Origin of the sequence: Kitasatospora aureofaciens (genome assembly GCF_019192735.1) — a bacterium.
GTDB classification, from domain to species: domain Bacteria; phylum Actinomycetota; class Actinomycetes; order Streptomycetales; family Streptomycetaceae; genus Kitasatospora; species Kitasatospora aureofaciens_A.
Genome location: NZ_JAHTKP010000038.1, coordinates 23,387 through 44,407, shown reverse-complemented (window position 1 = coordinate 44,407; position 21,021 = coordinate 23,387). Strand labels below are relative to the sequence as shown.

The following is a 21,021-nucleotide window of genomic DNA, read 5'->3' as shown; positions in this document are numbered from 1 at the left end:
TGCCTGCTTGTTTTCCCCACAGGCCGCCCACGCACCGGGAGTCAGCTGATTGAGGCCGGAACCGATGGTTGACCACGGGAAGCGCCAGTTGGCCACAGCGCCCATCCAGTTACGGTGAGTAGCGGGCCGGGCAGGGTAAGTACCTGTTTCTGAACCCAGAGCCGCTCGACAGGACCGGAGCGACGTAGGAAGAGAGATGAGAAATGAACGCTCTACCTTGCGCTCTCGAGAGGCAGTAGACCCGGCAAGAGAGTCACGGGTGCCGCGATACGCGCCGGGGACCCTTGCCTCACACGTGATCCAGTTCACAGGGCGAAGGTGCATAGTGGGCCGGGCGCCAGTGCCTTTCAACAGTTACAGGCGTTCGGAGGTTGGAGAGGAGGTGCTGGATGAGGCAGTCGCGAGCGGATGGTTTCGATGAGTTCGTAGCGACTCGCTGGTCGGCGCTGTTCCACCTCGCACGCCTGCTCACCGGCGGAGACCGACACCGGGCCGAGGACCTGCTTCAGGACGGGCTCCTCAAGCTGTGGTCCGCCTGGCCGAAGGTCGCCGGGCAAGCCCCTGAGGCGTACGTGCGTCAGGTTCTGGTGCGTGCGGCGGCCCGCTCGGCCCGTCGGCGCTGGTGGGGCGAACGCCCCACCGAGGAGCTGCCCGAGACTGCTGACTGTCAGGATCTGGCTGCCGTCGTGGAGGAACGCACCCGGCTGGAGACCGCACTTGCCCTCCTGTCAGCCCGGCAGCGGGCCGCGGTCGTCCTGCGCTACTACCAGGATCTGCCGGAGCAGCAGGTCGCCGAGGTGATGGGCTGCCCAGTGGGCACCGCCCGCTCCCTGGCGTCGCGCGGGGTGGCGAAACTGCGGCAGGCCCTGACCGAGGTCAGCGAGCCGGTGGGGTGAGGGAGAAACACATGGATCATTTCGAACAGGAGCTGGCACGCATGATGCGCGACACCCAGGAACACACCCCCTTCGAACCCCGGCACCGCGAGCGCTTGCAGGCCGGCGTGCGGGTACGCCGCCGCACCCGGGCAGCCCTCATGGCCGGCGGCTCCCTCCTGCTCCTCACCGGAGTCGGTGTGGGCCTTCCCGCCGCCTTCGCCCAGGACCACCACACCACCATCCCGGCCTCCACCACCACGTCCACCCCTGCGCCCGTTCCGACGGCGACCCCGACGGCGACCCCGACGGCGACCCCGACGACGACCCCGACGACGACCCCGACGGCGGCCCAGTCCCGGTAGGAGAAGGCCGGACCAGCTGCGGCCCGAAAGACTGAAATGACGGGCCGCAGCTGGATTCCGGATATTTCGTCCGGCATCGTTTCGTGCCCCGATGCGCTGACAGCGGGTGTCACCCCGGCCGGTGGTTGTTGCCTGGGCGGTGTCCTCTTTCGGGGATTCCACCCCTATGCGGTCGTTTCGGGTGATGCGGCTCTGGCATGAGTACGCGGACCGGGCCCGGGATCCGTTCGGATGTGTGCGATCTCGACGCGCTGATCAGCCCGTTCACGGGTGATGCGGCCTTCCGCCAACGGCTGGTGCTCGATGAGTCCTGGCCACGGCGGTGGTCGACGACCTGGCTGTTCGACGGCGGCCAGGTCGTCTGGCCGGTGCGGCGTCTGGAGTCGGTGCCAGTGCCGGACTCGCAGCCGGTTCGCCGGTTCACCTGGCGGGCCCGGCAGCGGCACCGGCCGGGGCTGGAGTTCATGGTCTCCACCGGCCGCCAGCACGGCTTCGAGGCCCGCCTCACGCGGCTGACGCCTGACGAGGCCCAGGCGCTGACTCTGCGGCGGTTCTCGGGCCGCGATCCCGCCGTCACCGAGCTTCTGGAGCGGCCAGGTGGGAACCAACATGCCAGAATGGTGGTCCCGCCCTGGCTGCTGCTGAGGTCAAGCCGCTACTGCCCCCAGTGTCCGGCCGGCGACGGCAGCGACGTCCAGGACCGCCACGGCGGGCCCTGGAAGCTGCATTGGCGCCTCGCGACCGTCTTCGCCTGCCTGGAGCACAGCGTCCTCCTGGAAGACCTCTGCCCCGCCTGCCACTACCCCTCTGGCACCTACGACCCGACGAATGGCAGACCATCCTGGATCGGTTGCCACCCGCCGTCGAAGGCCACTCAACCGATCCCGGCGGCGAAGTCCATCTGGGGGCATCCGCCCATATCTGGACCGCCATCACAGGCAGCGATTGGGAACTCACCCCCTGCTTCAACCCCCCGCTCGCCCCCAGTCCACAAGCGCTCTACTCCGGCCTGCCCCAGCACAACGGCCTCAAGCAAATCCACGAACCCACAGGAGACCCCTTCTGGACGGCCCTGCGGGAAGCTCTCGATGACCACACCCGCCACCTGCACAGCAAGTGATAGTGGCCAGTTGGGATTCCCCGCTGGCGGCCAGTTAGTGGGGAGCTATCTGGCCGCCACTTGTCACGGTCAGTGATCGCGGGGCTAAGGAGTCGGCCCTGTGGTCACAAGGTGCGCAGGAAGTCTTCGAGGGCCTTGTTGAAGGCTTCCGGGCGTTCCATGTTGGGGTAGTGGGCGGTCCCGTCGATCGAGATCGCGTCGCCACTGGTGACGGTGTGGGTGAGGCGTTCGGCCATGCCGATGTGATCGGGTGAGTCGATGGCGCCGTTGATGGCGAGCACAGGTACGTCGATCTTGGCGGCACGGTTCCAAGTGTCGCGGACAGGGATGCGCAGGTCGGGTTCGTCGGTGGTGTGCTTGGACAGGGTGCTGCGGGTCATCTCGCGCAGGCGGCCGACGACCTGAGGGGCGAGATCGTCGAGGGTGCGGTCCGGGCCTGCGGCGAAGAGCGTGAATGCCTCGACGGCGGCGTCCAGGTCGCCGGCGGCCATCGCCGTTTGCCAGGCGGTCCAGGTTCGGGTGGTCCAGGGGTCCGTGAAGATCGGCTCACTGGTTCCGGCGCCGCTGACGACCACGGCACTGACCAGTTCCGGATGCTCCAGTGCGGTGTCGACCGCGATGCTTCCTCCCATGGAGACGCCTACCAGGACCGCGGGGCCGATGTCCAAGTGTCGTAGCAGCGCGGCGAGGTCGTCGGTGTGCCGGAACGGTTCGGTGGCGTTGGCGGACCGGCCGTGGCCGCGGGCGTCGGGCGTGATGACGCGGTGCCGCGCGGCGAGGGTGGGTATCTGGTCGTCCCACATGCGGTGGTCCAGGAAGCCGCCGTGCAGCAGGACGAGGGGTTGTCCGACGCCGGTGTCGAGCCAGAATAGATCATTCATGACAACCAAGGTGTCATTCTTGGAGGAGAATGGCAACCAAGGTGTCATCATGGCGGTGTGAATGAAACAGATCCCGGCCAGGTGTCCGAAGAGCTGACGGACCGGCTCACCGAGGTGTTCGACCTGGTGGGGCCGTTGTACCGGCGCACCCACCGCAAGGTGGAGCAAGACATGTCCGCCGAAGGGCTGTCGGCGGGGGTGCGGGCCGTCCTCAACTTGCTTCGCGAGCACGGGCCCATGACCGTCCCTCAGATGAGTCGGGCGCAGGCGCTCAGCCGCCAGTTCGTCCAGCGCATGGTCAACGACGCGGCCGCAAGAGGTCTTGTCGAGTCCGCCCCCAACCCGGCCCACCAGAGGTCATCCCTCATCCGACTGACCGAACACGGCCAGACCGTTATTACCGCCGTAATCAACCGCGAACGCATAGTGCTGCGCCAGGCCGGCGGTGACCTCACCGAGACCGAGATTGACGCCTGCCTCCGAGTCCTCTCCCGCCTCCTCGAAGTCATGGGCAACGTCGACGTCGACTGAACCAGACCGTATGAGGTCAGCGAGATCACTTACGGAGAGTGACACCACAACTGGCCGTACGTGGGGAATTCGAGCTGGCCGCTGTCAAGCAAGTCGACCGGGCATACGAATACCCTGGCCGGCAACCCTAAGTGACGAGCTGTCGCAGCATTGGCCAACTATCACTTCCCAAAGTGGCCAACAAGCGATTCTGATTCCTGGCGCGACCTGCACACATCCCCGACTCCACGGCCAACCATCGATTCCGGTCACAAGCGGGCGCCGCGAGTCGAGCGACAGGGCCATCTCCGGCGGCCGGGGGCGGTGATCGCCCGCTCAATAGAATCGGCGGATGACGCCGATGACGCTTCCGCCGTTCCCGCCGTTCCCGATCCGGGGTGTACGGGCGCGGTACGTGCGGCAGGCCGGGTGTCCGTCCGACTTCGCGGACGTCACGGTGGACTTCGAGCCGTGGGAGGACGGGCTGGTCTTCGAGGTCGCCGATGGGGCCGAGGTCGCCGGGGGTCCTGCGGGGAGTGATCTGATGGTGTATCACAAAGCCTTCGTCGCCGGCGTGCGCGAGGAGTTGGCCGCGCGGGCGGCTGATGTCGCGGTGGCGGTGGTCGTGCACCGGACGGCCGTGCACGATGTCGACTCGCACGAGCGGGCGTTCCACGCGGCCGGGCGGGTCGCCGTCCGCGAGGCGTTCGCGCGGATCGACGGGCCGCCGCGTCGGCCCAAGCGGCGGCGGGCGGGAATGGCCTGATCCGGGCCCGTCCCGAGGAAGAGGGGAGAACCGCCGGGGCGGCCGGCCGCCGAGAGCTGATCGCCCGGATCATGCTGAGCGGCGGCCGACGCATCCCCTCAGCGCAGCGGCAAGGACAGGTCCGCCGGGCCGAAGGTCACCGTGCTGCCCGGCGGGGTGGCGCCGCCGTACAGGTCGTCCCGGGTGCCGAGCACCAGGGCGATCCGGTGGCCGGCCGGCACGTCGTACGCGGTGGGGAACAGCGTGACGTCCAGCGGGAACGCCTGCCCCGGCGGGCGTCCGGACCAGCTCTGCGGCGCGTGCGCGATCAGGCGGCCGACGCCGAGCGCATCCACGTCGTAGAGGTAGCCGACGGCCGTGCCCTGCGGCGCGGACGCGGTGACCGTGGTGTGCAGCCGGACGGCGCCGCGCACCTGCAGGCCCTGCCAGTACGGCTGCGACTGCTGCACGACGGCGGCCGAGCGGTCGAGGAGGGGGACGAGGACGGTCGGCGGCTGGTGCGCCGCCTGGTCGAGCAGCCCGGACAGCAGGGCGGCACCACCGCTCGCACCGGAGCGGCGGTCGCCCTCGACCGTGGCCCGGGTTCCCGCGTCGAACGTCAGCTGCTCGGTGCGGGAGCTGACGGACTGCCAGTCGGGGTGCTCCTCGTGCACGCCGGTCGGGCGGACCTCCAGATCGACCGGCTGCCCCTGGTCCGCCGGGGCTCCCTTGAGGTAGCGGTCGAACCAGGTGCGGGCGCTGTTCCAGGTGGCGTTGGAGAAGCCGAGCAGGCCGGTGAGCTCCTGGGTCGCGTGGTCGCCCGGGCGCAGTTCGAGGCGCTTGGGCCCGGTGAGCCGCTGGTAGAAGGCGGTGATCTGGCCGGGGTTGAAGAAGCTGTCACCCCAGCCGTTGGCCAGGAGGACGGCGGTGCCGTGGGCGTTGATCCGGTCCAGGTAGGCGGACGGCGAGCGGGTGTCCGCCCACCGGATCACGTCCGGCAGGTCGCGGTCGGCGAAGAGGTCGTCCAGGACCCGCGCGAACTCGGGGCTCCTGCGGCCGGTGGGCGCCTGGATCGCGGCCAGCACGGCGGCGGCCTGGGTGTGCCGGGTCTGCCCGCTGTACAGCGCGTCGGTCAGGTCGGCCCAGCCGCTCAACGAGGCGACGGCCTTGATCCGCGCGTCGAAGGCCGCGCCCAGCAGGGTGAGGCCGCCGCCCAGCGAGAGGCCGACCATGCCGACACGGTCGGGGTCGGCCGCGGTGCGGGCGAGGGCCCAGTCGATCACGGTCGAGATGTCGGCGACGTCCTTCGACCCGGCGACGTCCACCTCGCCGCCGGAGCCCCAGAACCCGCGCACGGTATAGGTGACGACGACGTACCCGGCGGCGGCGAAGCGGTGGCCCTGGGCGACGTACTCCAGATCGTTCTGCCCCCAGCTGGCCGGCTGCACGATCACCGGGTAGCGGCCCTGCGCATCCGCGCCCGGGGTGCCGGGGGGCGGGGTGAACACGTCGGCCTTGAGGACGACGCCGTCCTGCGCGGGAATATCGGCGAGGCGGAACGAGCCGAGGGCCTGGACGACGGCGGGCGCTGCCACGGCGGGCTGCGCGACGGCGCCCGCGCCGACGGCGAGCGCCACGGCGAGGACGGCGCTCGCCGCCCGATGTCCGCGGCTTCGGTGGGGTCGTGCCATCGCTGCTCCTCGGTTCGCAGGGGGTTTTCCGGGAGCCTAGCGATCTGACGGATCTTCAGAGGAGATGATGATCAGCCAAATTACTGGCCGGTAACGTGAGGGTGGCGGTGTCGTGCTCACGCGAGCTGCACGTGATCTCCGCAGAAGCCTCGCGCCGGCCCGGTGTTGCGACCAGGGCCGATCTGCGTACGCTCCGCATGCAATCGGGCTCGGCATGCGGGCGGCGAACAAGTCACCGTCGGGTGCGGTCATTCGGGCATCGACGGAGAAGGTCGCATTGAGTTACTGCACGCCCTGCCAACGCCATCTCAATGGCGCGCTGTCCTGTCCCGGCTGCGGACGGGCCGCCGGACCCTCGGCCGCGGAACCGCTGAACGAGGAACGCGGACACGAGGAGCGCCGGACCGAGCCTCGACACCCGAGCGAGGCGGCGCCCGCCACACCCGCGAGCCGGTCAACGAGGCGGAGTCGCGGGCGACGGAACACCAGGCGACGGGGCACTGGACGGCGGGGTGCCGTGGTGGCCCTGTCGGCGGTCGGCGCGGTGGCCGGCGGGCTGGCCACCGCCTTGCTGGCGGTCGGCCACGCGGGCGGCGAAGCGGCCCCGGCCCCGTCGGGCAAAGTGGTGGCGCCCGCCTCCCCGGGCTCCCCGTCACAGGCCCGGGAGTCCGCGAGCGCCTCTGCCATCACGGCCACCCGGGCAACGGCCCCCGTCTCCGGCACGGCCCGTCCGCAGCCGTCGTCCGCCGGCGCCCAGCCGAGCGCGTCGGGCAGCGCGACCTCGTCCACCGCTCCGCCGCCGACCGCCACCCCCGCACCCCCGCCAACCTCCGCCCGGCCGTCCGCGACGCCACCGCCGAGCCCGACCGGGCCGAGCACCGGCCCCGGCACACAGCCGGCACCCACCCCGCAGCCGACCAGACCGACGTCCACGCCGGCCCCGAAACCGAGTTGCACGCCGTTCCTGTTCTGGTGCACCTGACCTTCAGGCCCGGACACGCAGATCTTTCCGGAAGCCTCACCAACCATGCCCGTTCCCTACACATCCCGGGAACTAGGCTCCCGGAGCACACGATTCCGCTTGTGTCCTCTGTGTCCTCGAGCAAGACCACCGGCCGGTGCCGGTGGCATCGCCACGTACGGAAAGATCGAATGGACCACTGCTCGTCCTGTGGGAATCGGCCCGACCACGCCGAGCCCTGCCCCGACTGCGCCCGGCCCACGGCCGACACCCGGCCCGTGGAAGGGACCGCGGCCACGGAGGCCATGGAAGCGACCGTGGCCGTGGAAACCGTGGAAGCGACCGTGGCCATGGAGGCCGCGGAAGCCCTGGAAGCGAACGGAGCCACGGACGCCGAGGCGGCCGCAGGCACGACGACCCCTGACACCCGGTCCGACCAGCCGGCACAGCCCCCGGCACCGGCGGAGCCACCCGCCCCCGCAGACGACCTGCCGCCCGGGCAGCACGCCGAGGGACCGGCCGACGAGCCGGCCACCTCGCCCCGCGCCAGGCTGAAGCGGTGGCAACTGGCCGCCGGCGTCGCCGCAGCGGGCATCGCGATCACCGCTTTCGGCACGATCGCCCTCCACTCGAACGACTCGGACGGGTCCGTCGGCCCGGCCGCTTCGCCCAGCGCACAGCCGACCCCGGCCGAGCAGAGCACCAGCGCGCCGGGCGAGCCCTCCCCCAGCCTGCGCCCGAGCCAGCACCCGACGTCGGCCTCCCCGAAGCCCCACTCTTCCCCAGGACCGGGCCACACCACCGCCACCGCCTCGCCGACACCCGGCCACACTGGCGCCGTCCCGCCCGGGTCACCCACCCCGCCGGCACCGGGCCACGCCTCGGCCGCCCCGGCCACCCAGCCGGCACCCCCGAGCGCCCACCCCTCCTCACCCGAGCCACCCCAGCCGGCGCCGAGCCCGAGCACCAGCCCGAAGCCGACCTGCACACCGTTCCTCTTCTGGTGCACCGGCTAGGAGCGTGGGTCGGTAACGAGCAATTGGCCGGGTCGGTGTGATCGCCGATCGCCCGGCACTCCCCGCCTGGCGACGGGTGACGCTACGGTACGCGCATGCATTTCTTCCTCGGTGCTGGTTTCCGCGGGCTCATGAACGCGCTCATCAACGGCGATCCGCTGTGGCCTGCGGTGACGCTCTTCCTGGTGTCCATCCTGATCACGATCGTCATCGCCGCCGTTCGCGCCTCCCGTGGGTAGCGCGGCAGACCGCTGAGTGGCCCCGCCCCCTCAGACGTTACTGACCCACGCTCCTAGCCCCCGGCGCCACCGGGAACCAGCCGTAGGGGGCGTCGGCGTGGCATCAGGAGCTGTGGTCATCCGCCTTCTCCCTCACCGGTGTTGTGCCGGGCGGCGGACCGGCCGCCGTCGCCGGCGAGAGTGCGGACGACGTGTCGTGCTCGCCGGGCTCGGCGCCGCTGTGCGCGGTCGCAGGGCTCAGTGGTCGCCGGCCGCGGAGGGGCCCGGCAGGTCTCCGATCGGGCCGACCGCCTCGCGCGAAGAGCGGCACCGCCGCCGGCCTCCGCGGCCTCAGGCCATCTCGATGCGCTCGACGATCTGCTCGTACAACTCGTGCGCGCACAGGGCGTCGTGGGCGTCGAGGGTCTTCCCTGCCCGCACGGCATCCAGGAACGCACGGCCGGCAGCCGGCCCCGTGGGGTGGGCCGGCTGCCGGGGTGGGGTGGCGGAGGCGGTCAGCAGCCGCCGGAGTGGGCGCCGGCCCAGGTGCCGCCGTCGCCGTAGTTGTGCAGGGTGCCGAGCGCCCACGAGCCGCAGCTGTTGACGATCGCCTGCGCGCGCCAGGCGTCCGGGCTGGCCGAGTGGATGTCGGCGCCACCCGTGCAGATGTCCTTGGAGTAGGTGTTCCCGCCGCCGTAGCCGACCTGGCCGCCGTACGGGGAGACGATGTTGACGTCCACCCACGCGCCGGCGTGGCTGCTCTGGAACCCGACCGTGATCGCGCTCGACCTGTCCGCGCCCTCGCCCGGGACAGCGCCGGCCGCCCTCGACGACCACGAGCAGGCCCTGGCCTGGTACCGGGCCGAGCAGGCGGTGCTCACCGCCACGGTCGCCCGCGCCCACGCGGCCGGATTCGACGACCACGCCTGGCAGCTCTCCGCCGTGCTGGCGCCCTTCCTGCTCCGGGCCGGAGCGTGGCGAGAGTGGGAGGAGGTCAGCCGGGCCGCGCTGGCCGCGGCCGAGCGCAGCGGGCACCGGGACCGTCAGGCCCATGCCCACCGCCGGCTGGGACAGGTCCACCGGTCGGAGGACCGGCAGCCCGAGGCCCACGCCCAGCTCCGGCTGGCCCTCGATCTCTTCGACGCGCTCGGTGACCGCCCGCGCCAGGGCGGCACCGAGGCCGCCCGCACCGCCTGGCAGGACGCCCTCACCATCCTCGACGACCTCCAGCACCGCGACGCCGTGGCGGTCCGCGGCAGGCTCGACGCACTCACCAAGCCCCGGCTGGAGGGGCCTGGGCGGTGAATACCGCGCTCGGCCCCGCACTCGGCCCAGGGGCGCCCTACGGTCCGTCAGAACGAGGCTCGGCGCAGTACCGCGTCACCAGTGCTGCGGGCGCCATTCGAAGAGCAGGATGGTCGCGTCGTCCCGCAGTCGGTTGCGATGGTGGTCGAGGACGGCGTGGATGAGCAGCCGCAGCACCTCGGCCGGGCGCTGGCCGGCGGAGGAGGAGCGGATGATGAAGTCGGTGAACCGGTCGAGGCCGAACTCCGCACCGTTCGCGTCTCGAGCGTCCACAACGCCGTCGGTGTAGAGCAGGACCTGGTCGCCCGGTTCCAGTGTCGTCTCGTGGACCTGCCGGGCTGCCGGAGCGAGTTGGCCGGCCAGGCCGATCGGCGGCTGCGGGGGGCTGTCCAGCGCCCCCTCGCGCACCCGCTCGGCCCGGATCAGCAGCGGCGGCGGGTGACCGCAGTTGACCCAGTGCAGCACCCCGGTCTCCGCGTCGAGCCGGCACAGCACACCGGTGGAGAAATGGTCGGGCAGCCACTGGGCGAGTGCCCGGTCGACGGAGCCGATGATGTCGGCCAGGTCGCCACCGCCGCGGCGGGCGTTCCGCGCCGCCGCCATGGCGACCGACGTGGTCAGGCCGGCGGCCAGATCGTGACCCATGGAGTCGAGGATCATGGTGTGCAGCACGTTCTTGACCACCGAGTGGTCGAAGGCGTCGCCGGCGACGTCGTACGCCGGTTCCAGGACCGCGGTCGAGACGCACCTGCTGCTGCCGACGGTGTGGGGTGGCAGGAAGGCCCGCAGCATCTCGGCGGGCAACAGCATGGTCGCGGTGCGGGCGCGGGCGGCGAGCCAGTCGCTGTAGGCGCGCTTGGAGGTGATCAGCATGGCGAACAGATGGGCCAGCATCCGGCTGCGGCGCATCCGCACCCCGTCGAGCAAGGCGGTCCGCACCGCCAGCACGCCCAGCCGCTCCGCACCGTCGACCAGAGGCATCCAGACGATCACGCCGTCGTCGGCGTCGGCCACCCGCGGGGAGACCGTGCGGTACGCCCAGCCGGCCAACGAGTGGTCCACCGGCAGCGGCTCCAAGGCCTCGTCGAGTGGGATGAGCAGCCGTTGTTGCAGGTCGACGAGGTAGATCAGCGCGGTGCCCAGGCCGAGGGCCGAGGCGCACCGGTTCGCCAGGGCGGGCAGTTCGACCGGCAGGGCCGTCTGCGCCTCGGTGATCAACTCTTCCAGCCGATTCTCGTCGACGGTGGTGTCGGGACCGGCTGACACGTGCGGTGGATCCGACACGGGGATCACCCCTTCCGTGCCCAGTCTCACATCGATCCCGACCTCTCTCACGTCAGGCTCGATGGCACAGTGGGCCGACCCATCACATGGGCTCCGTCAGCACCGCCCTCGCTACCTGCCCCAGATCGTCCGGTACGCCTGGCGGTAGCCCGACGGGTCCCAGGAGGTTGCTCCGCCACTGTTGGCGGCGGTGGAGATGTGGACCGGGGCGACGTAGTCGCTGGCGGGCTGGCGGGAGAAGGCGCGGTTGAACTCGTCGACGATCTGCCAGCCCTGCTCGGTGAGGGGCTCGGGGACGGTGGCGGCCTGGAACTGCCTGTTGTCGATGCGCTGGAAGGCCGAGGGGTCGCCGTCGCCCGCGCCGATGTTGTACGGGGCGGCGTTGCCGGGCTTGCCGGCCGCGCGCAGGGCGGGCGCGGCGTCGGCGAAGTACAGGTCGTTGATGGCGACGGAGTGTGTCCACTGGCCCTGGAAGCGGGCAAGGAGGGCGGAGACCTCCTGGGGGGTGCGGCTGGTCGCGTCCGGGATGGGGATGTTCTCGGAGGCCAGAAGTCTCACGCTGGGGCAGGTGGCGAGTTCGCCCTTGATCAGTTGGGACTTGCTCCTGGCGAACGGGATCGAGTCGTCGGTGAAGACGACGACTCCGGCGTTGCCGTTGGACTCCGCGATGACCCAGTCCGCGCTGAGCCGCGCGACGTCCTCGACGCTGGTGGTGATGTTGCTGAAGAGCAGGGGGCTCCTGCTCGGCCCGGGGGCCGCGACCGCGTGCCAGCCGATGAGCGGGATGTGTGCCGTGTCGGCCTGCGCGACCTGCTGCGAGGTCAGCTCCGGGTCGAAGCCGCCGATGATGATGCCCGAGGGTTCGAGGTCGACCGCCTGGCCGAGCGCCGCCTGGATGCCGGCGGGCGTGCCCTGTCCGTCGATCACCCGGACGCTCCAGCCGATGACCGTCGCGGCTTCGATGACGCCCCTGGCGACACCCGCGACGCCGGGGTTGGTCATGGTCTGGGCAACGTAGACGATGGTCCTGCCGGGAACCGCCCTGGGGCCGCTGGTGGGACCGTTCCAGGGGGCGTCGGCCTGCTCGGCCTGCTGGACGTCCGCCTTCGCCCTGGCGAGGGTGGCCGGGCAGCCGGCCCTCGACGGCCCTGCGGCGGGGGCCCCGGTCCCGGTCGACAGGCCGCGCTGGCAGCCGTCCAGGGCGGTGCCGGCCGTTGCCAGCATGACTGCTGCCAGCACAGTCGCGGCGCCGCGGTTCATGGCGTGTCCGGCGAGGAAGCCCCGTCCGTCGACGGCGGCGTGAGCGAACGGCGGGTCTCGGCGGCGCCGGCGCGCAGCCGGCGGCGCGCGGAGTAGCCGGCCAGGCCGACGGCGAGGAGCAGCGTCGCGCCGTTGAACAGCGGCACGGCCCAGAAGTCGGCGCCGAGCTGCCCGATACCGGCCAGGCCGATGGCGAGAACGGCGACGGCGACCACGGTGCCCAGGGCGTTGGCGCGTCCGGGTTTGATCGCGGTGGAGCCGAGCAGCGCGCCGACGAATGCGGGCAACAGGTACTCCAGGCCGACGCTCGGGTTGCCGATCTGCTGCTGCGCGGCGAGCAGGACCCCCGCGAAGCCGACGACCAGGCCCGATCCGGCGAAGGCATAGACGCTGTAGCGGCGGGTGGGGATGCCGACGAGTTCGGCGGCGCGCGGGTTGGAGCCGATGACGTACAGGTATCGGCCGAGCGGCAGCCGTTCCTGCAGCAGCCACAGGACGGCCGCGAGCGCGAGCACGTAGGAGGCGGACACCGGCAGTCCGAGGAATGTGGAGTCGTAGAGGTCGGTGAAGGCGACCGGCAGACCGCCGGTACCGGGGAGGACCCGGGCGCCACCGGTGATCCAGCCGGTGAAGGCGTACAGGATGCTGCCGGTGCCGAGCGTGGCGATGAAGGAGTCGATCCGCCCGAACTCGACGATGACACCGTTGAGGGCCCCGAAGGCCGCTCCGCCCAGGATCACCGCCAGGCAGGCGAGCGGCCAGGGCCAGTTGCCGTCGACGATGAGCCGCAGCACCACGACGTGCGCGAGGCCGAGGCCGTAGCCGATGGACAGGTCGAACTTGCCGGTGGCGATGGGGATGGTCGCAGCGAGCGCGAGGATGGCGGGGATCGACTGGTTGGACAGGATCGAGGAGACGTTGTTGAGGGTGGGGAAGGTGTCCGGCAGCGCGACGGAGAAGATCAGGAACAGCAGGGCGGCGAGGGCCGGCAGGCCGTAGCTGCCGATCAGGTGCCCGCGCCGGCGGCCCTGCGGGGATCGGCGGAAGGGGGGCGCGGTCATCGGCCTGTCGCACGCCTGTTGCCGTCACCGCCGGTGACGGGAGGCACGGCCGAGGCGGCGGAGGTGAGTTCGGTGACGGTGAGGGCCGCACCGGTCGGCTCGGCGGTCACGGTCCCGCGGACGAATACCAGGGCACGGTGGCACACGGTGACGACCTCCTCGAAGTCGGTGGAGATGAGCAGGACCGCGAGGCCGGCGGCCAGCGCCTGGTCGAGCAGGCGGTAGAGCTCGGCCTTGGCGCCGACGTCCACGCTGGCGGTGGGCTCTTCGAGGATCAACAGCCGCCGGTGCACCCGGAGCCACCGGCCGACCATGATCTTCTGCTGGTTCCCGCCGGACAGCGTGGCGATCGGCGCCTCGCTGTCGCGGGGGTGCACCGAGAACCGCTCGATCAGGGCGGCGGCCTCGGCCCGCTCGCGCCGCGGGCTGATCCAGTGCAGCGCCGACCGGCCGCCCGCCCGGGGGTTGGCCAGAAAGTTCTCACGGACCGTCAGTTCGGCGGCACAGCCCTCCTCCTGGCGGTTGCCGGTGACCAGGCCGACGCCGGAGTCGACGGCAGCGGCCACCGTGTGCGGGGTGTACGGCCGGCCGTCGAGCAGGGCCCGCCCGCCGAGGATCGGACGGGATCCGGCGAGGGCGCGGCCCAGGTCGAGGTGGCCGGCGCCGGTGAGGCCCACCATGCCAAGGATTTCGCCGGCGCGCAGCTCCAGGCTGACCGGCCCGGCGTTCGCGGTCCGCACCCCGTCGAGGCTCAGCACCACCGGGCCCTCGGCGGGGGCGACCGGGGCGGCCCGGTGACCGACCGGTTCGCGGCCCACGATGTCGTGGACCAGGCGCCGGCGGCTGTGGCCGGCGAGCGGGCCGGAGCTGATCAGACGGCCGTCGCGCAGGACGGCGAAAGTGTCGGCGACCTGGTGGACCTCGTCGAGCCGGTGGGTGACGTAGACGATGCCGTGCCCTCGGTCGCGCAGGGTGCGCAGTACGGCGAAGAGCCGGGCGCAGTCCGCGGCGGGGAGGCTGGCGGTCGGCTCGTCCAGGACGATGAGCTCCGCCCGCGTCGCCAGCGCGCGGGCGATGGCGACCAGCGAGCGCTCGGCGGGGGCGAGGTCGGCGATTCGCGCGTCGGCGTCGAGGTGCCCGCCGATCAGGGCGAGGGCGTCGGCGCAGCGCTCCCGGGTGCGCCGCCACGAGACCAGTCCGTGACGGCGCGGGTAGCCGGCGACCAGGGCGATGTTCTCGGCGACCGTCATCCACTCGACGAGACCGAGATCCTGGTGGATGAAGGCCATGCGGCGAGCGGCGGCCTCGGTGCCGAGCGGGTGCCCGGCCACCGTCACCTCGCCCTGGTCCGCGTGGTGGACCCCGGCGAGTGTCTGGATGAGGGTGGACTTGCCGGCGCCGTTCGGACCGAGCAGGGCCAGGATGCTGCCGCGATGGATGTCGAGGTCGATCCCGGCCAGCGCGGGAGTGCCTCCGAACCGCTTGCCGAGACCGCGGATGCGGACGAGTGGGCCGCGGCCCGCGGGTGGGCCCGCCGAGGGGTCGGGAGCGTCGCGCATGGACCACCGTTCCTACCAGCTCAGCCCGGCCGCCGCGGTGTCGACACGCCACGGTTCCCGTCGATGTCCGAAAGGCGGGTCATTCGATTCCGGGAATGTCCGCGAACTGGTTGTCGAAGAAGTGGCTCTCGAAGGGGTCGGGACCGCCGGACGCATCCAGGGAGCATTCGGCCCAGATGACCTTGCCCCGGGCGGTGTAGCGGGTGCCCCAGGCCTGGGTGAGCTGGGCGACGAGGAACAGGCCGCGACCGCCCTCGTCGGTGGTGGCCGCGTGGCGCAGGTGCGGGGCGGTGCTGCTGCCGTCGGAGACCTCGCAGATCAGGGCACGGTCGTGGATCAGACGGACCTGGATGGGCTCGGTGCCGTAGCGGATGGCGTTGGTGACCAGCTCGCTGAGCAGCAGTTCGGTGACGAAGGCGACCTCGTCCAGCCCCCAGTCGCTCAGCCGGCGGGCGGCGGCGGCGCGGATGTCGGAGACGCGGGCCGGGTCGGCGGGCAGGTCCCAGGTGGCGATCCGGTCGGGGTCAAGGGCGTGGGTGCGGGCGACGAGCAGCGTGACGTCGTCGGCCGGGTGTTCGGGTACCACGGCCTCCACGACCGCGCGGCAGGTGTCCTCGGGCGAGCGGTTCGGGCGGGCCAGGGCACCGCACAGCCGGTCGAGGGCCGCGTCGACGTCGCGGTGGTGGTCCAGGAGGAGTCCGTCGGAGTAGAGGACCAGCTGGCTGCCCTCGGGGAGGTGGAGCTCGGCCGTTTCGAACGGCAGACCGCCCAGGCCGAGCGGGGGCCCGGCGGGGAGGTCGGGAAGGGTGACCGTGCCGTCCGGGCGGACCACCGCGGGTGGCGGGTGGCCGGCGCGGGCGACGGTGCAGCGCTGCGAGGTCGGGTCGTAGACGGCGTACAGGCAGGACGAGCCGATGATGCCGTCGCTGCGGGTGGCGGGGTCCGCGCCGTCCTCGTCCCGGTCCAGGCGCCCCACGAGGTTGTCCAGGTGGGTGAGGAGCTCGTCGGGGGCGAGGTCCAGTTCGGCGAAGTTGTGCACGGCGGTGCGCAGGCGGCCCATGGTGGCGGCGGCGTGCAGTCCCTGGCCGACGACATCGCCGACGACCAGGGCGACCCGGGCACCGGAGAGGGGGATGACGTCGAACCAGTCCCCGCGCACCCCGGACCCGGCGGGCAGATAGCGGTGGGCGACCTCGATGGCGCTCTGCTCGGGCAGGCTGCGCGGGAGCAGGCTGCGCTGCAGGGCCAGGACCATGGCGTGTTCGCGGGTGTAGCGGCGGGCGTTGTCGATGCAGATGGCGGCGCGGGTGGCCAGCTCCTGGGCCAGCGAGCGGTCGTCGTCCCCGTAGGGGGCGGGGTCCTGTGCCCGGTAGAAGCTGGCGATGCCCAGCACGACGCCGCGGGCCAGCAGCGGGACGGCGATCAGGGAGTGGACGTGGTGCGCGAAGAAGCGCTCGGCAGCCTCGGGGTCCTGCGAAATCCAGCCGGCGGCTCTCCGCAGATCGGGTTCCAGCACCGTCTGCCCGCTGGCCAGGCAGCGGCGATGGGGCGTGGTGGGGCTGAGGTCGACCCGTTCGCCGACCGGGTAGAAGGGGCAGTCGGTGCTGATGCCGTGGACCACCGTGCGGTGCAGCTCGCTGCCGGGGTCGGTGGGCTCCTCGCCGCGCAGGACGGTCTCGGGAAGGTCGATGGTGACGTAGTCGGCCAGCCTCGGGACGGCCATCTCGGCGAGTTCCCAGGCGGTGCGGCTCACGTCCAGGGTGGTGCCGATGCGGGTGCTGGCCTCGGACAGCAGCTCCAGGCGGCGGCGGGCCGCGACGGCGTACTGCCCCACGCCCGGCTCACCCAACAGCAGCAACCTGGTGGCCGCGGGGGCCGCCGGTGCCTCGGCCGCGCGCCCCGGTGCGGCACCCGCAGGGCGCCTGAGCGGTGGGGCGGCGGAGGTTGTGGCAGGCGCCGGGAGGCCGACCGGCTGGTCGGCCCGGTCGGGGGTGGCGAGCCGGGGCAGCGAGTCGCCGTGCAGGACCGCCTCGATGACGAAGCCTTCCACTCCGGACGGGCTGGTCATCGGACGGCTCAACAGGGTGACCCGCCGGCCGTGGGAGAGGGCCACCTCGACCATGGTGCGCTGGGCCGAGGAGATCAGCTCGGTGGCCATCTGCTCAAGCAGCATCTGGTCGTGCCGGTCCAGCCCACTGCGGGGCAGCTCGTCCATCCCGACCAGGCGCCCGTCCCCGGCAACCTGGTCGGTCTGCAAGCGGCGCCTGGAGTCGAGGTACGCGCGCAGCAGGGCGCGCTCTCGCGCCGAACTCTGCGCCAGCAGGCGCCGCTCGATGGCGGAGGCGGCCTTGCGGATCAGGGTCTCCAGCTGCGGGTCCTCGTAGGCGCGCGGATAGCCGAAGCAGAGGACGCCCTCGATCCGTCCGCTGAGGGGGTCGCGGACGGGAAGCGCCGTACAGGCGTTCGACTGACCGCGCTCGGCGAAGTGCTCGGCTCCGTAGACATGGATGAGCCGCCGTTCCGCGAGCGCCAGCCCGATGCCGTTGGTCCCCCCGTACTGCTCGGCGAACACGAAGCCCGGGGTGCTCTGGATCGCGGGCAGCTGCCTGACCATGGACGCTTCGCCGAAACGACGTTGCAGTACCGCCCCGTCCCCGTCGGTCAGGGCCACGTTCATCCGGCTGCCGGCGAACCTGGATGCCAGCCGGTCCAGCACGGGCCCGGCCGCGCGGACCAGCCGGCCGTCCAGATCGATGTCCGGCCGGTACGGAAGCTCGGACCGGTCCGGTGAGAGCCCCAGCGACTGGCAGCGTTGCCAGGAGTTCAGGATCAGACTCCGCACGCCGTCCTCGATCGGTTCACCGAGCAGGAACCGCTCACGGACCCGTGCGGGGCCGATCGCCACCTCACCTGAAGCTGTCATGATCGCCACAGCGCTCACATTCCGTGGAGCTGCACCCTTCGGTGCAATAGTAGGACTTTGCCCAATGAGGATTTTGCCCATAAAGCGGTACTCATCACCAGATTGCGCACGCTCCCCCGGCACGGTGGCGGCACTCCGACCGTTACCGCACCATCGGCAGAGCGGGGGACGGGTTGAGGAGCGAGATGACCAGTGCCAACGGGCCGGCGATGAGCCGCGACGAGTTCGACGCGCTCTTCGAGCAGCTCCGCCGCGACCGTCTCCCCGGGCCGGTCGAAGGGACGCGACGAGTGGCGGCGGCCGGACTCGTACGCACGGGTGAGGTCGTCGCCATGGGGCGGCCGTGGGACAGCGTGCCGGGGCCCGACAACCCCAGACCGGCACTGCACCGGATGACCGAACTGGCGGACATCACGGCCCCCGAGCCGACCGTTCACCGGGACTTCATCGCCTCCGACTACCACGGCAAGGCGCAGACGCACCTGGACGCGCTCTGCCACATCGCGTACGGCGGACTGCTCTTCGCGGGAGTGCGGGCGCGGGAGGTGGTCTCCTCGCGAGGTGCCACCTACGGCGCGGTGACCGACCTGCTGCCCGGGCTGGTGGGGCGAGGCGTCCTGCTGGACGTGGCACGCCTGCGGGGCCGTGCCTGGCTGGAGCCGGGAGAGGCGGTCGGCGGCCCGGAGCTGCTGGTCTGCGCCGAGGAACAGGGCAGCCCGCTCCGCCCCGGAGACATCCTCCTGGTCCGCACTGGCCACCTCGCCCGACGGCGGCGGCTGGGCGCGTGGGACCCGGACGACCTCAGCGCGGGACTGCATCCCGGCGCGATGCGCGTGCTGAGCGAGTCACAGGCCTCGGCACTGGGCGGCGACGGCGACAGCGACGTGCGTCCGAGCCCCGTCGACGGCGTCCACTCGCCGATCCACGTGCTGGCCATCACCGCCCTGGGCCTGCCGCTGATCGACAACCTGGACCTGGAACCGCTGGCCGAGGCGTGCGCGCGCACCTCGCGATGGGAGTTCCTCTTCGTCGCCGCACCCCTGAACATCCCCCGCGGCACCGGCTCCCCGATCAATCCGCTCGCGGTCTTCTGAGCGGGACCGGGAGCCGGTCCGCGCTGTCGTGACGGCAGGCGTGACCGCACCGCCCCGGACGCCGGGGTCTCCGCGGGAGGCTCGCCACGGAGCTCTCCATCACGCCGATGGAGTCGATGAACCCGGTCACCGCTCCCGGCGGACGGCGAGCAGGGCCGCGTCGTCCGTCAGCCCGGAGCCGACGTACGCCCGCACGTCCACGAGCAGCTCGTCCAGCAGGGCGTCCGGCTCCCCGTGCGGCAGGGCGGCCACGCGCTGGGCGAGCGGGTAGAACCGGCTGGCCGCGTCCCGGGCCTCGGACACGCCGTCCGTGTAGAGCAGCAGCAGGTCGCCGCGGTCGAAGGTGAGCGACCTGGCGTGGTAGTCCCCGCCGACCAGGCCGAGCAGCGCCAGCGGGGGTGCCTCGACGGACGGCTCCACCGCGCTGACCCGACCGCCATGGCAGAGCAGCGGCGGCGGGTGCCCGCAGTTGACCACGACCGCCGGTCCCGGTGTGTCGGGGATGCCGACCAGAACCGCCGTGACGAACTCCTCGCTCGCCGGACGACGGGCGAGCGCCGAGTCCAGCCGCCTGGCCACCTGCGCCAGATCCGGCTCGGCCCGCGCGGCCTCACGGAACACCCCCAGCACGTCGGCCGCGGTCTCCACCGCGGCCAAGCCCTTGCCGCACACGTCGCCGAGGCACAGCCGCACCCCGTACGGGGTCCGCATCACCTCGTACAGATCCCCGCCGATCCGTGCCTCGGCCTCCGCCGCCACGTAGCGCACCGCGACCACCAGCGGCCCCATCCGCCGGGGCACCAGGCGCAGCAGGGCACGCTGCGCGGCCTCGGCGACCGTGTGGACCCTGGCCAGCTCCCGCTCCTGGGCCGTCACCACCAAGACGTTGGTGCAGCTGAAGAAGGTGACCACGACCACCGTGGCCGCCGCGGTCGCCATCACGACCGCGGGCACGTCGCCGTCGTAGACCGCCAGGCCGGCGACGATCGCGCTGGCGACCACCCCCGCCGCCAACGGGACCGTGGCCCGGCGGGCGCCCACGCCGGCCAGTACGGGGAGGGCGGCGAGCATCGGGGCGAACGTGACACCGGGCCCGCTGGCGAAATCCAGCGCCACCGCGACCGCGACCAGCGCATAGCCACCGGTCGTGACCTCGCGCGACCACCTGGGCAGGAACCGCGGCGGACGCCATGTTCTCGTGTCCGAGACATCAGCCACCGGACTGCCCTCCGTCCCGCTCGTCCCCACAGCCGAGTCGTTCCCCACTCCACAGTTAAGCGCAGTCGCAGGTGGTCGAGGCGGGCCATGCCGGGCGTGAAGACGAACAGGACATCCGCCTCGGCCCCGGGGGCCGCCGCGAGGCCGGGAACGTCGGCCCGGTTCCTGCGGGCCGGGATCCTTCCCGTGCTCCGGGCGGCGCTGTCACCACTCGTCGTAGTCGCGGATCACCCGGAAGCTGCCCACGACGCCGTCGTCACCGAACACGCCCCCGTGGACGGTACGGGTCACAACGCCGTTGGTCTCGCCGTGGGGACCCACGATGGCGACCGGAGCGCCGTTGTCACAGGTGAAGCCGCGGAAGACCTCGACAGTCTTCCAGCTGTCGTTGAAAACACTGAAGCTACTGGCGCCCAGTCCGCTGATCGCGGTGATGCAGCCCTCGGAGGAGGCGGAGTACGTACGGTCGTTGAAGTGGATCCGTCCCTCCTCCCTGTGGCCGTAGCCCCTGTGGCCGTGGCCGCGTCCGCCGTCCTCGCGGTCGCGGCCCTCGTGTCTCTCTCCGTTTTCGCCGCCACCGCCCTCGACAGCCGTGGCCGGGGCGGCTTGCTGGACGGGCTGGGCCCCCTGCTGGACAGCCGGGGGCGCCGGGGCGGCTTGTTGGACGGGCTGTGCCGCCTGCTGGACAGCCACGGACGCCGGGGTGGATTCGGCGGTCAAGGCGTAGGTGATACCGCTGGCTGCAAAGACCGCCGCGCTTACTCCGGCAGCGGCCACAGCCAATGTGCGCGTGCGCATGTCACTTCTCTCTGTCTCACGGACGTCGGCCCGGTGACCGACCTGCGATGAACGTAATGACAGCCCTCATGACTGTCATTTCGGACATGTCCGAGGTGTGACACCGTGAGTCCAGCCGGGTGGAAATGCAGCGCGTA

General features: G+C 71.9%; 20 protein-coding genes and 3 pseudogenes. 10 read left to right on the top strand and 13 right to left on the bottom strand.

The annotated features are described in order from the left end of the window. The first annotated feature begins 389 nt into the window (after positions 1-389). The 4 genes and pseudogenes from KV557_RS28690 to KV557_RS43100 all read left to right on the top strand — a co-directional run bounded on the left by KV557_RS28690 (position 390) and on the right by KV557_RS43100 (position 2,360). A complete protein-coding gene (locus tag KV557_RS28690; protein ID WP_218204426.1) occupies positions 390-896 on the top strand; it encodes a SigE family RNA polymerase sigma factor in 507 nt (168 codons plus the stop codon). Between the two features lie 11 nt (positions 897-907). After that, positions 908-1,240 carry a hypothetical protein gene (locus tag KV557_RS28685; RefSeq protein ID WP_218204425.1) on the top strand — a complete coding sequence of 111 codons (333 nt, stop codon included), beginning with the start codon at positions 908-910 and terminating at the stop codon, positions 1,238-1,240. A gap of 197 nt (positions 1,241-1,437) precedes the next feature. Next, positions 1,438-2,004 (top strand): annotated as a pseudogene (locus tag KV557_RS44565) (TniQ family protein); the annotation flags it as partial. 86 nt (positions 2,005-2,090) lie between these two features. Then, positions 2,091-2,360 carry a hypothetical protein gene (locus KV557_RS43100; RefSeq protein ID WP_256178101.1) on the top strand — a complete coding sequence of 90 codons (270 nt, stop codon included), beginning with the start codon at positions 2,091-2,093 and terminating at the stop codon, positions 2,358-2,360. 104 nt (positions 2,361-2,464) lie between these two features. Here KV557_RS43100 and KV557_RS28675 read toward each other — a convergent pair whose 3' ends face one another. Continuing rightward, the gene (locus tag KV557_RS28675) at positions 2,465-3,241 is read right to left on the bottom strand and encodes an alpha/beta fold hydrolase (protein ID WP_256178081.1); all 777 of its coding nucleotides are present in this window, start codon (positions 3,239-3,241) and stop codon (positions 2,465-2,467) included. Between the two features lie 57 nt (positions 3,242-3,298). Between KV557_RS28675 and KV557_RS28670 the strand changes: the two genes are divergently transcribed. Next, positions 3,299-3,772: a MarR family winged helix-turn-helix transcriptional regulator gene (locus tag KV557_RS28670; RefSeq protein ID WP_308130122.1), complete on the top strand. Its 474-nt coding sequence runs from the start codon at positions 3,299-3,301 to the stop codon at positions 3,770-3,772. A 331-nt stretch (positions 3,773-4,103) separates the two neighbouring features. Further along, the gene (locus tag KV557_RS28665) at positions 4,104-4,517 is read left to right on the top strand and encodes a hypothetical protein (RefSeq protein ID WP_218204424.1); all 414 of its coding nucleotides are present in this window, start codon (positions 4,104-4,106) and stop codon (positions 4,515-4,517) included. A gap of 98 nt (positions 4,518-4,615) precedes the next feature. Here the strand turns inward: KV557_RS28665 and KV557_RS28660 are convergent, their stop codons facing one another. Together KV557_RS28660 and KV557_RS28655 are read right to left on the bottom strand one after the other, a co-directional pair. Next, positions 4,616-6,187: a CocE/NonD family hydrolase gene (locus KV557_RS28660; RefSeq protein ID WP_218204423.1), complete on the bottom strand. Its 1,572-nt coding sequence runs from the start codon at positions 6,185-6,187 to the stop codon at positions 4,616-4,618. Between the two features lie 282 nt (positions 6,188-6,469). After that, entirely contained in the window at positions 6,470-7,165 is a 696-nt protein-coding gene (locus KV557_RS28655) for a hypothetical protein (protein WP_218204422.1), read from the bottom strand. A gap of 300 nt (positions 7,166-7,465) precedes the next feature. Between KV557_RS28655 and KV557_RS28650 the strand changes: the two genes are divergently transcribed. Further along, positions 7,466-8,164, top strand: coding sequence for a hypothetical protein (locus KV557_RS28650; RefSeq protein WP_218204421.1), 699 nt, complete (start codon positions 7,466-7,468; stop codon positions 8,162-8,164). A 95-nt stretch (positions 8,165-8,259) separates the two neighbouring features. Further along, positions 8,260-8,403, top strand: coding sequence for a hypothetical protein (locus KV557_RS28645; RefSeq protein WP_218204420.1), 144 nt, complete (start codon positions 8,260-8,262; stop codon positions 8,401-8,403). Between the two features lie 330 nt (positions 8,404-8,733). Here the strand turns inward: KV557_RS28645 and KV557_RS28640 are convergent. After that, a pseudogene (locus KV557_RS28640) lies at positions 8,734-8,838 on the bottom strand (gfo/Idh/MocA family oxidoreductase); the annotation flags it as partial. A 59-nt stretch (positions 8,839-8,897) separates the two neighbouring features. Beyond that, a complete protein-coding gene (locus KV557_RS28635) occupies positions 8,898-9,122 on the bottom strand; it encodes a hypothetical protein (RefSeq protein WP_218204419.1) in 225 nt (74 codons plus the stop codon). On the opposite strand from KV557_RS28635, the gene KV557_RS28630 reads away from it, so the two are divergent. Then, positions 9,109-9,687, top strand: a complete 579-nt coding sequence (locus KV557_RS28630) for a hypothetical protein (RefSeq protein ID WP_218204418.1) — start codon at positions 9,109-9,111, stop codon at positions 9,685-9,687. The genes KV557_RS28635 and KV557_RS28630 overlap by 14 nt on opposite strands. A 75-nt stretch (positions 9,688-9,762) precedes the next feature. Here KV557_RS28630 and KV557_RS28625 read toward each other — a convergent pair whose 3' ends face one another. The 5 genes from KV557_RS28625 to KV557_RS28605 all read right to left on the bottom strand — a co-directional run bounded on the left by KV557_RS28625 (position 9,763) and on the right by KV557_RS28605 (position 17,774). Further along, positions 9,763-10,953, bottom strand: a complete 1,191-nt coding sequence (locus KV557_RS28625; RefSeq protein WP_308130121.1) for a PP2C family protein-serine/threonine phosphatase — start codon at positions 10,951-10,953, stop codon at positions 9,763-9,765. Between the two features lie 129 nt (positions 10,954-11,082). Then, positions 11,083-12,231, bottom strand: coding sequence for a substrate-binding domain-containing protein (locus tag KV557_RS28620; RefSeq protein WP_256178080.1), 1,149 nt, complete (start codon positions 12,229-12,231; stop codon positions 11,083-11,085). Next, positions 12,228-13,292, bottom strand: coding sequence for an ABC transporter permease (locus KV557_RS28615; RefSeq protein ID WP_218204416.1), 1,065 nt, complete (start codon positions 13,290-13,292; stop codon positions 12,228-12,230). The genes KV557_RS28620 and KV557_RS28615 overlap by 4 nt, the downstream gene beginning before the upstream one ends. Continuing rightward, a complete protein-coding gene (locus KV557_RS28610; protein WP_218204415.1) occupies positions 13,289-14,851 on the bottom strand; it encodes a sugar ABC transporter ATP-binding protein in 1,563 nt (520 codons plus the stop codon). Before KV557_RS28610 ends, KV557_RS28615 begins: the two co-directional genes overlap by 4 nt. A gap of 79 nt (positions 14,852-14,930) precedes the next feature. Continuing rightward, positions 14,931-17,774: a SpoIIE family protein phosphatase gene (locus tag KV557_RS28605; protein ID WP_218204414.1), complete on the bottom strand. Its 2,844-nt coding sequence runs from the start codon at positions 17,772-17,774 to the stop codon at positions 14,931-14,933. 185 nt (positions 17,775-17,959) lie between these two features. Between KV557_RS28605 and KV557_RS28600 the strand changes: the two genes are divergently transcribed. Continuing rightward, positions 17,960-18,868 carry a cyclase family protein gene (locus KV557_RS28600; RefSeq protein ID WP_218204413.1) on the top strand — a complete coding sequence of 303 codons (909 nt, stop codon included), beginning with the start codon at positions 17,960-17,962 and terminating at the stop codon, positions 18,866-18,868. 126 nt (positions 18,869-18,994) lie between these two features. On the opposite strand, the gene KV557_RS28595 is transcribed toward KV557_RS28600, so the two are convergent. From KV557_RS28595 to KV557_RS28590, 3 genes and pseudogenes are all read right to left on the bottom strand, one after another. Beyond that, positions 18,995-20,086: a PP2C family protein-serine/threonine phosphatase gene (locus KV557_RS28595; RefSeq protein ID WP_308130120.1), complete on the bottom strand. Its 1,092-nt coding sequence runs from the start codon at positions 20,084-20,086 to the stop codon at positions 18,995-18,997. A gap of 62 nt (positions 20,087-20,148) precedes the next feature. Beyond that, positions 20,149-20,226 (bottom strand): annotated as a pseudogene (locus KV557_RS43095) (cupin domain-containing protein); the annotation flags it as partial. A gap of 64 nt (positions 20,227-20,290) precedes the next feature. Then, positions 20,291-20,884 carry a hypothetical protein gene (locus KV557_RS28590; protein ID WP_218204412.1) on the bottom strand — a complete coding sequence of 198 codons (594 nt, stop codon included), beginning with the start codon at positions 20,882-20,884 and terminating at the stop codon, positions 20,291-20,293. Between the last annotated feature and the right edge of the window lie 137 nt (positions 20,885-21,021).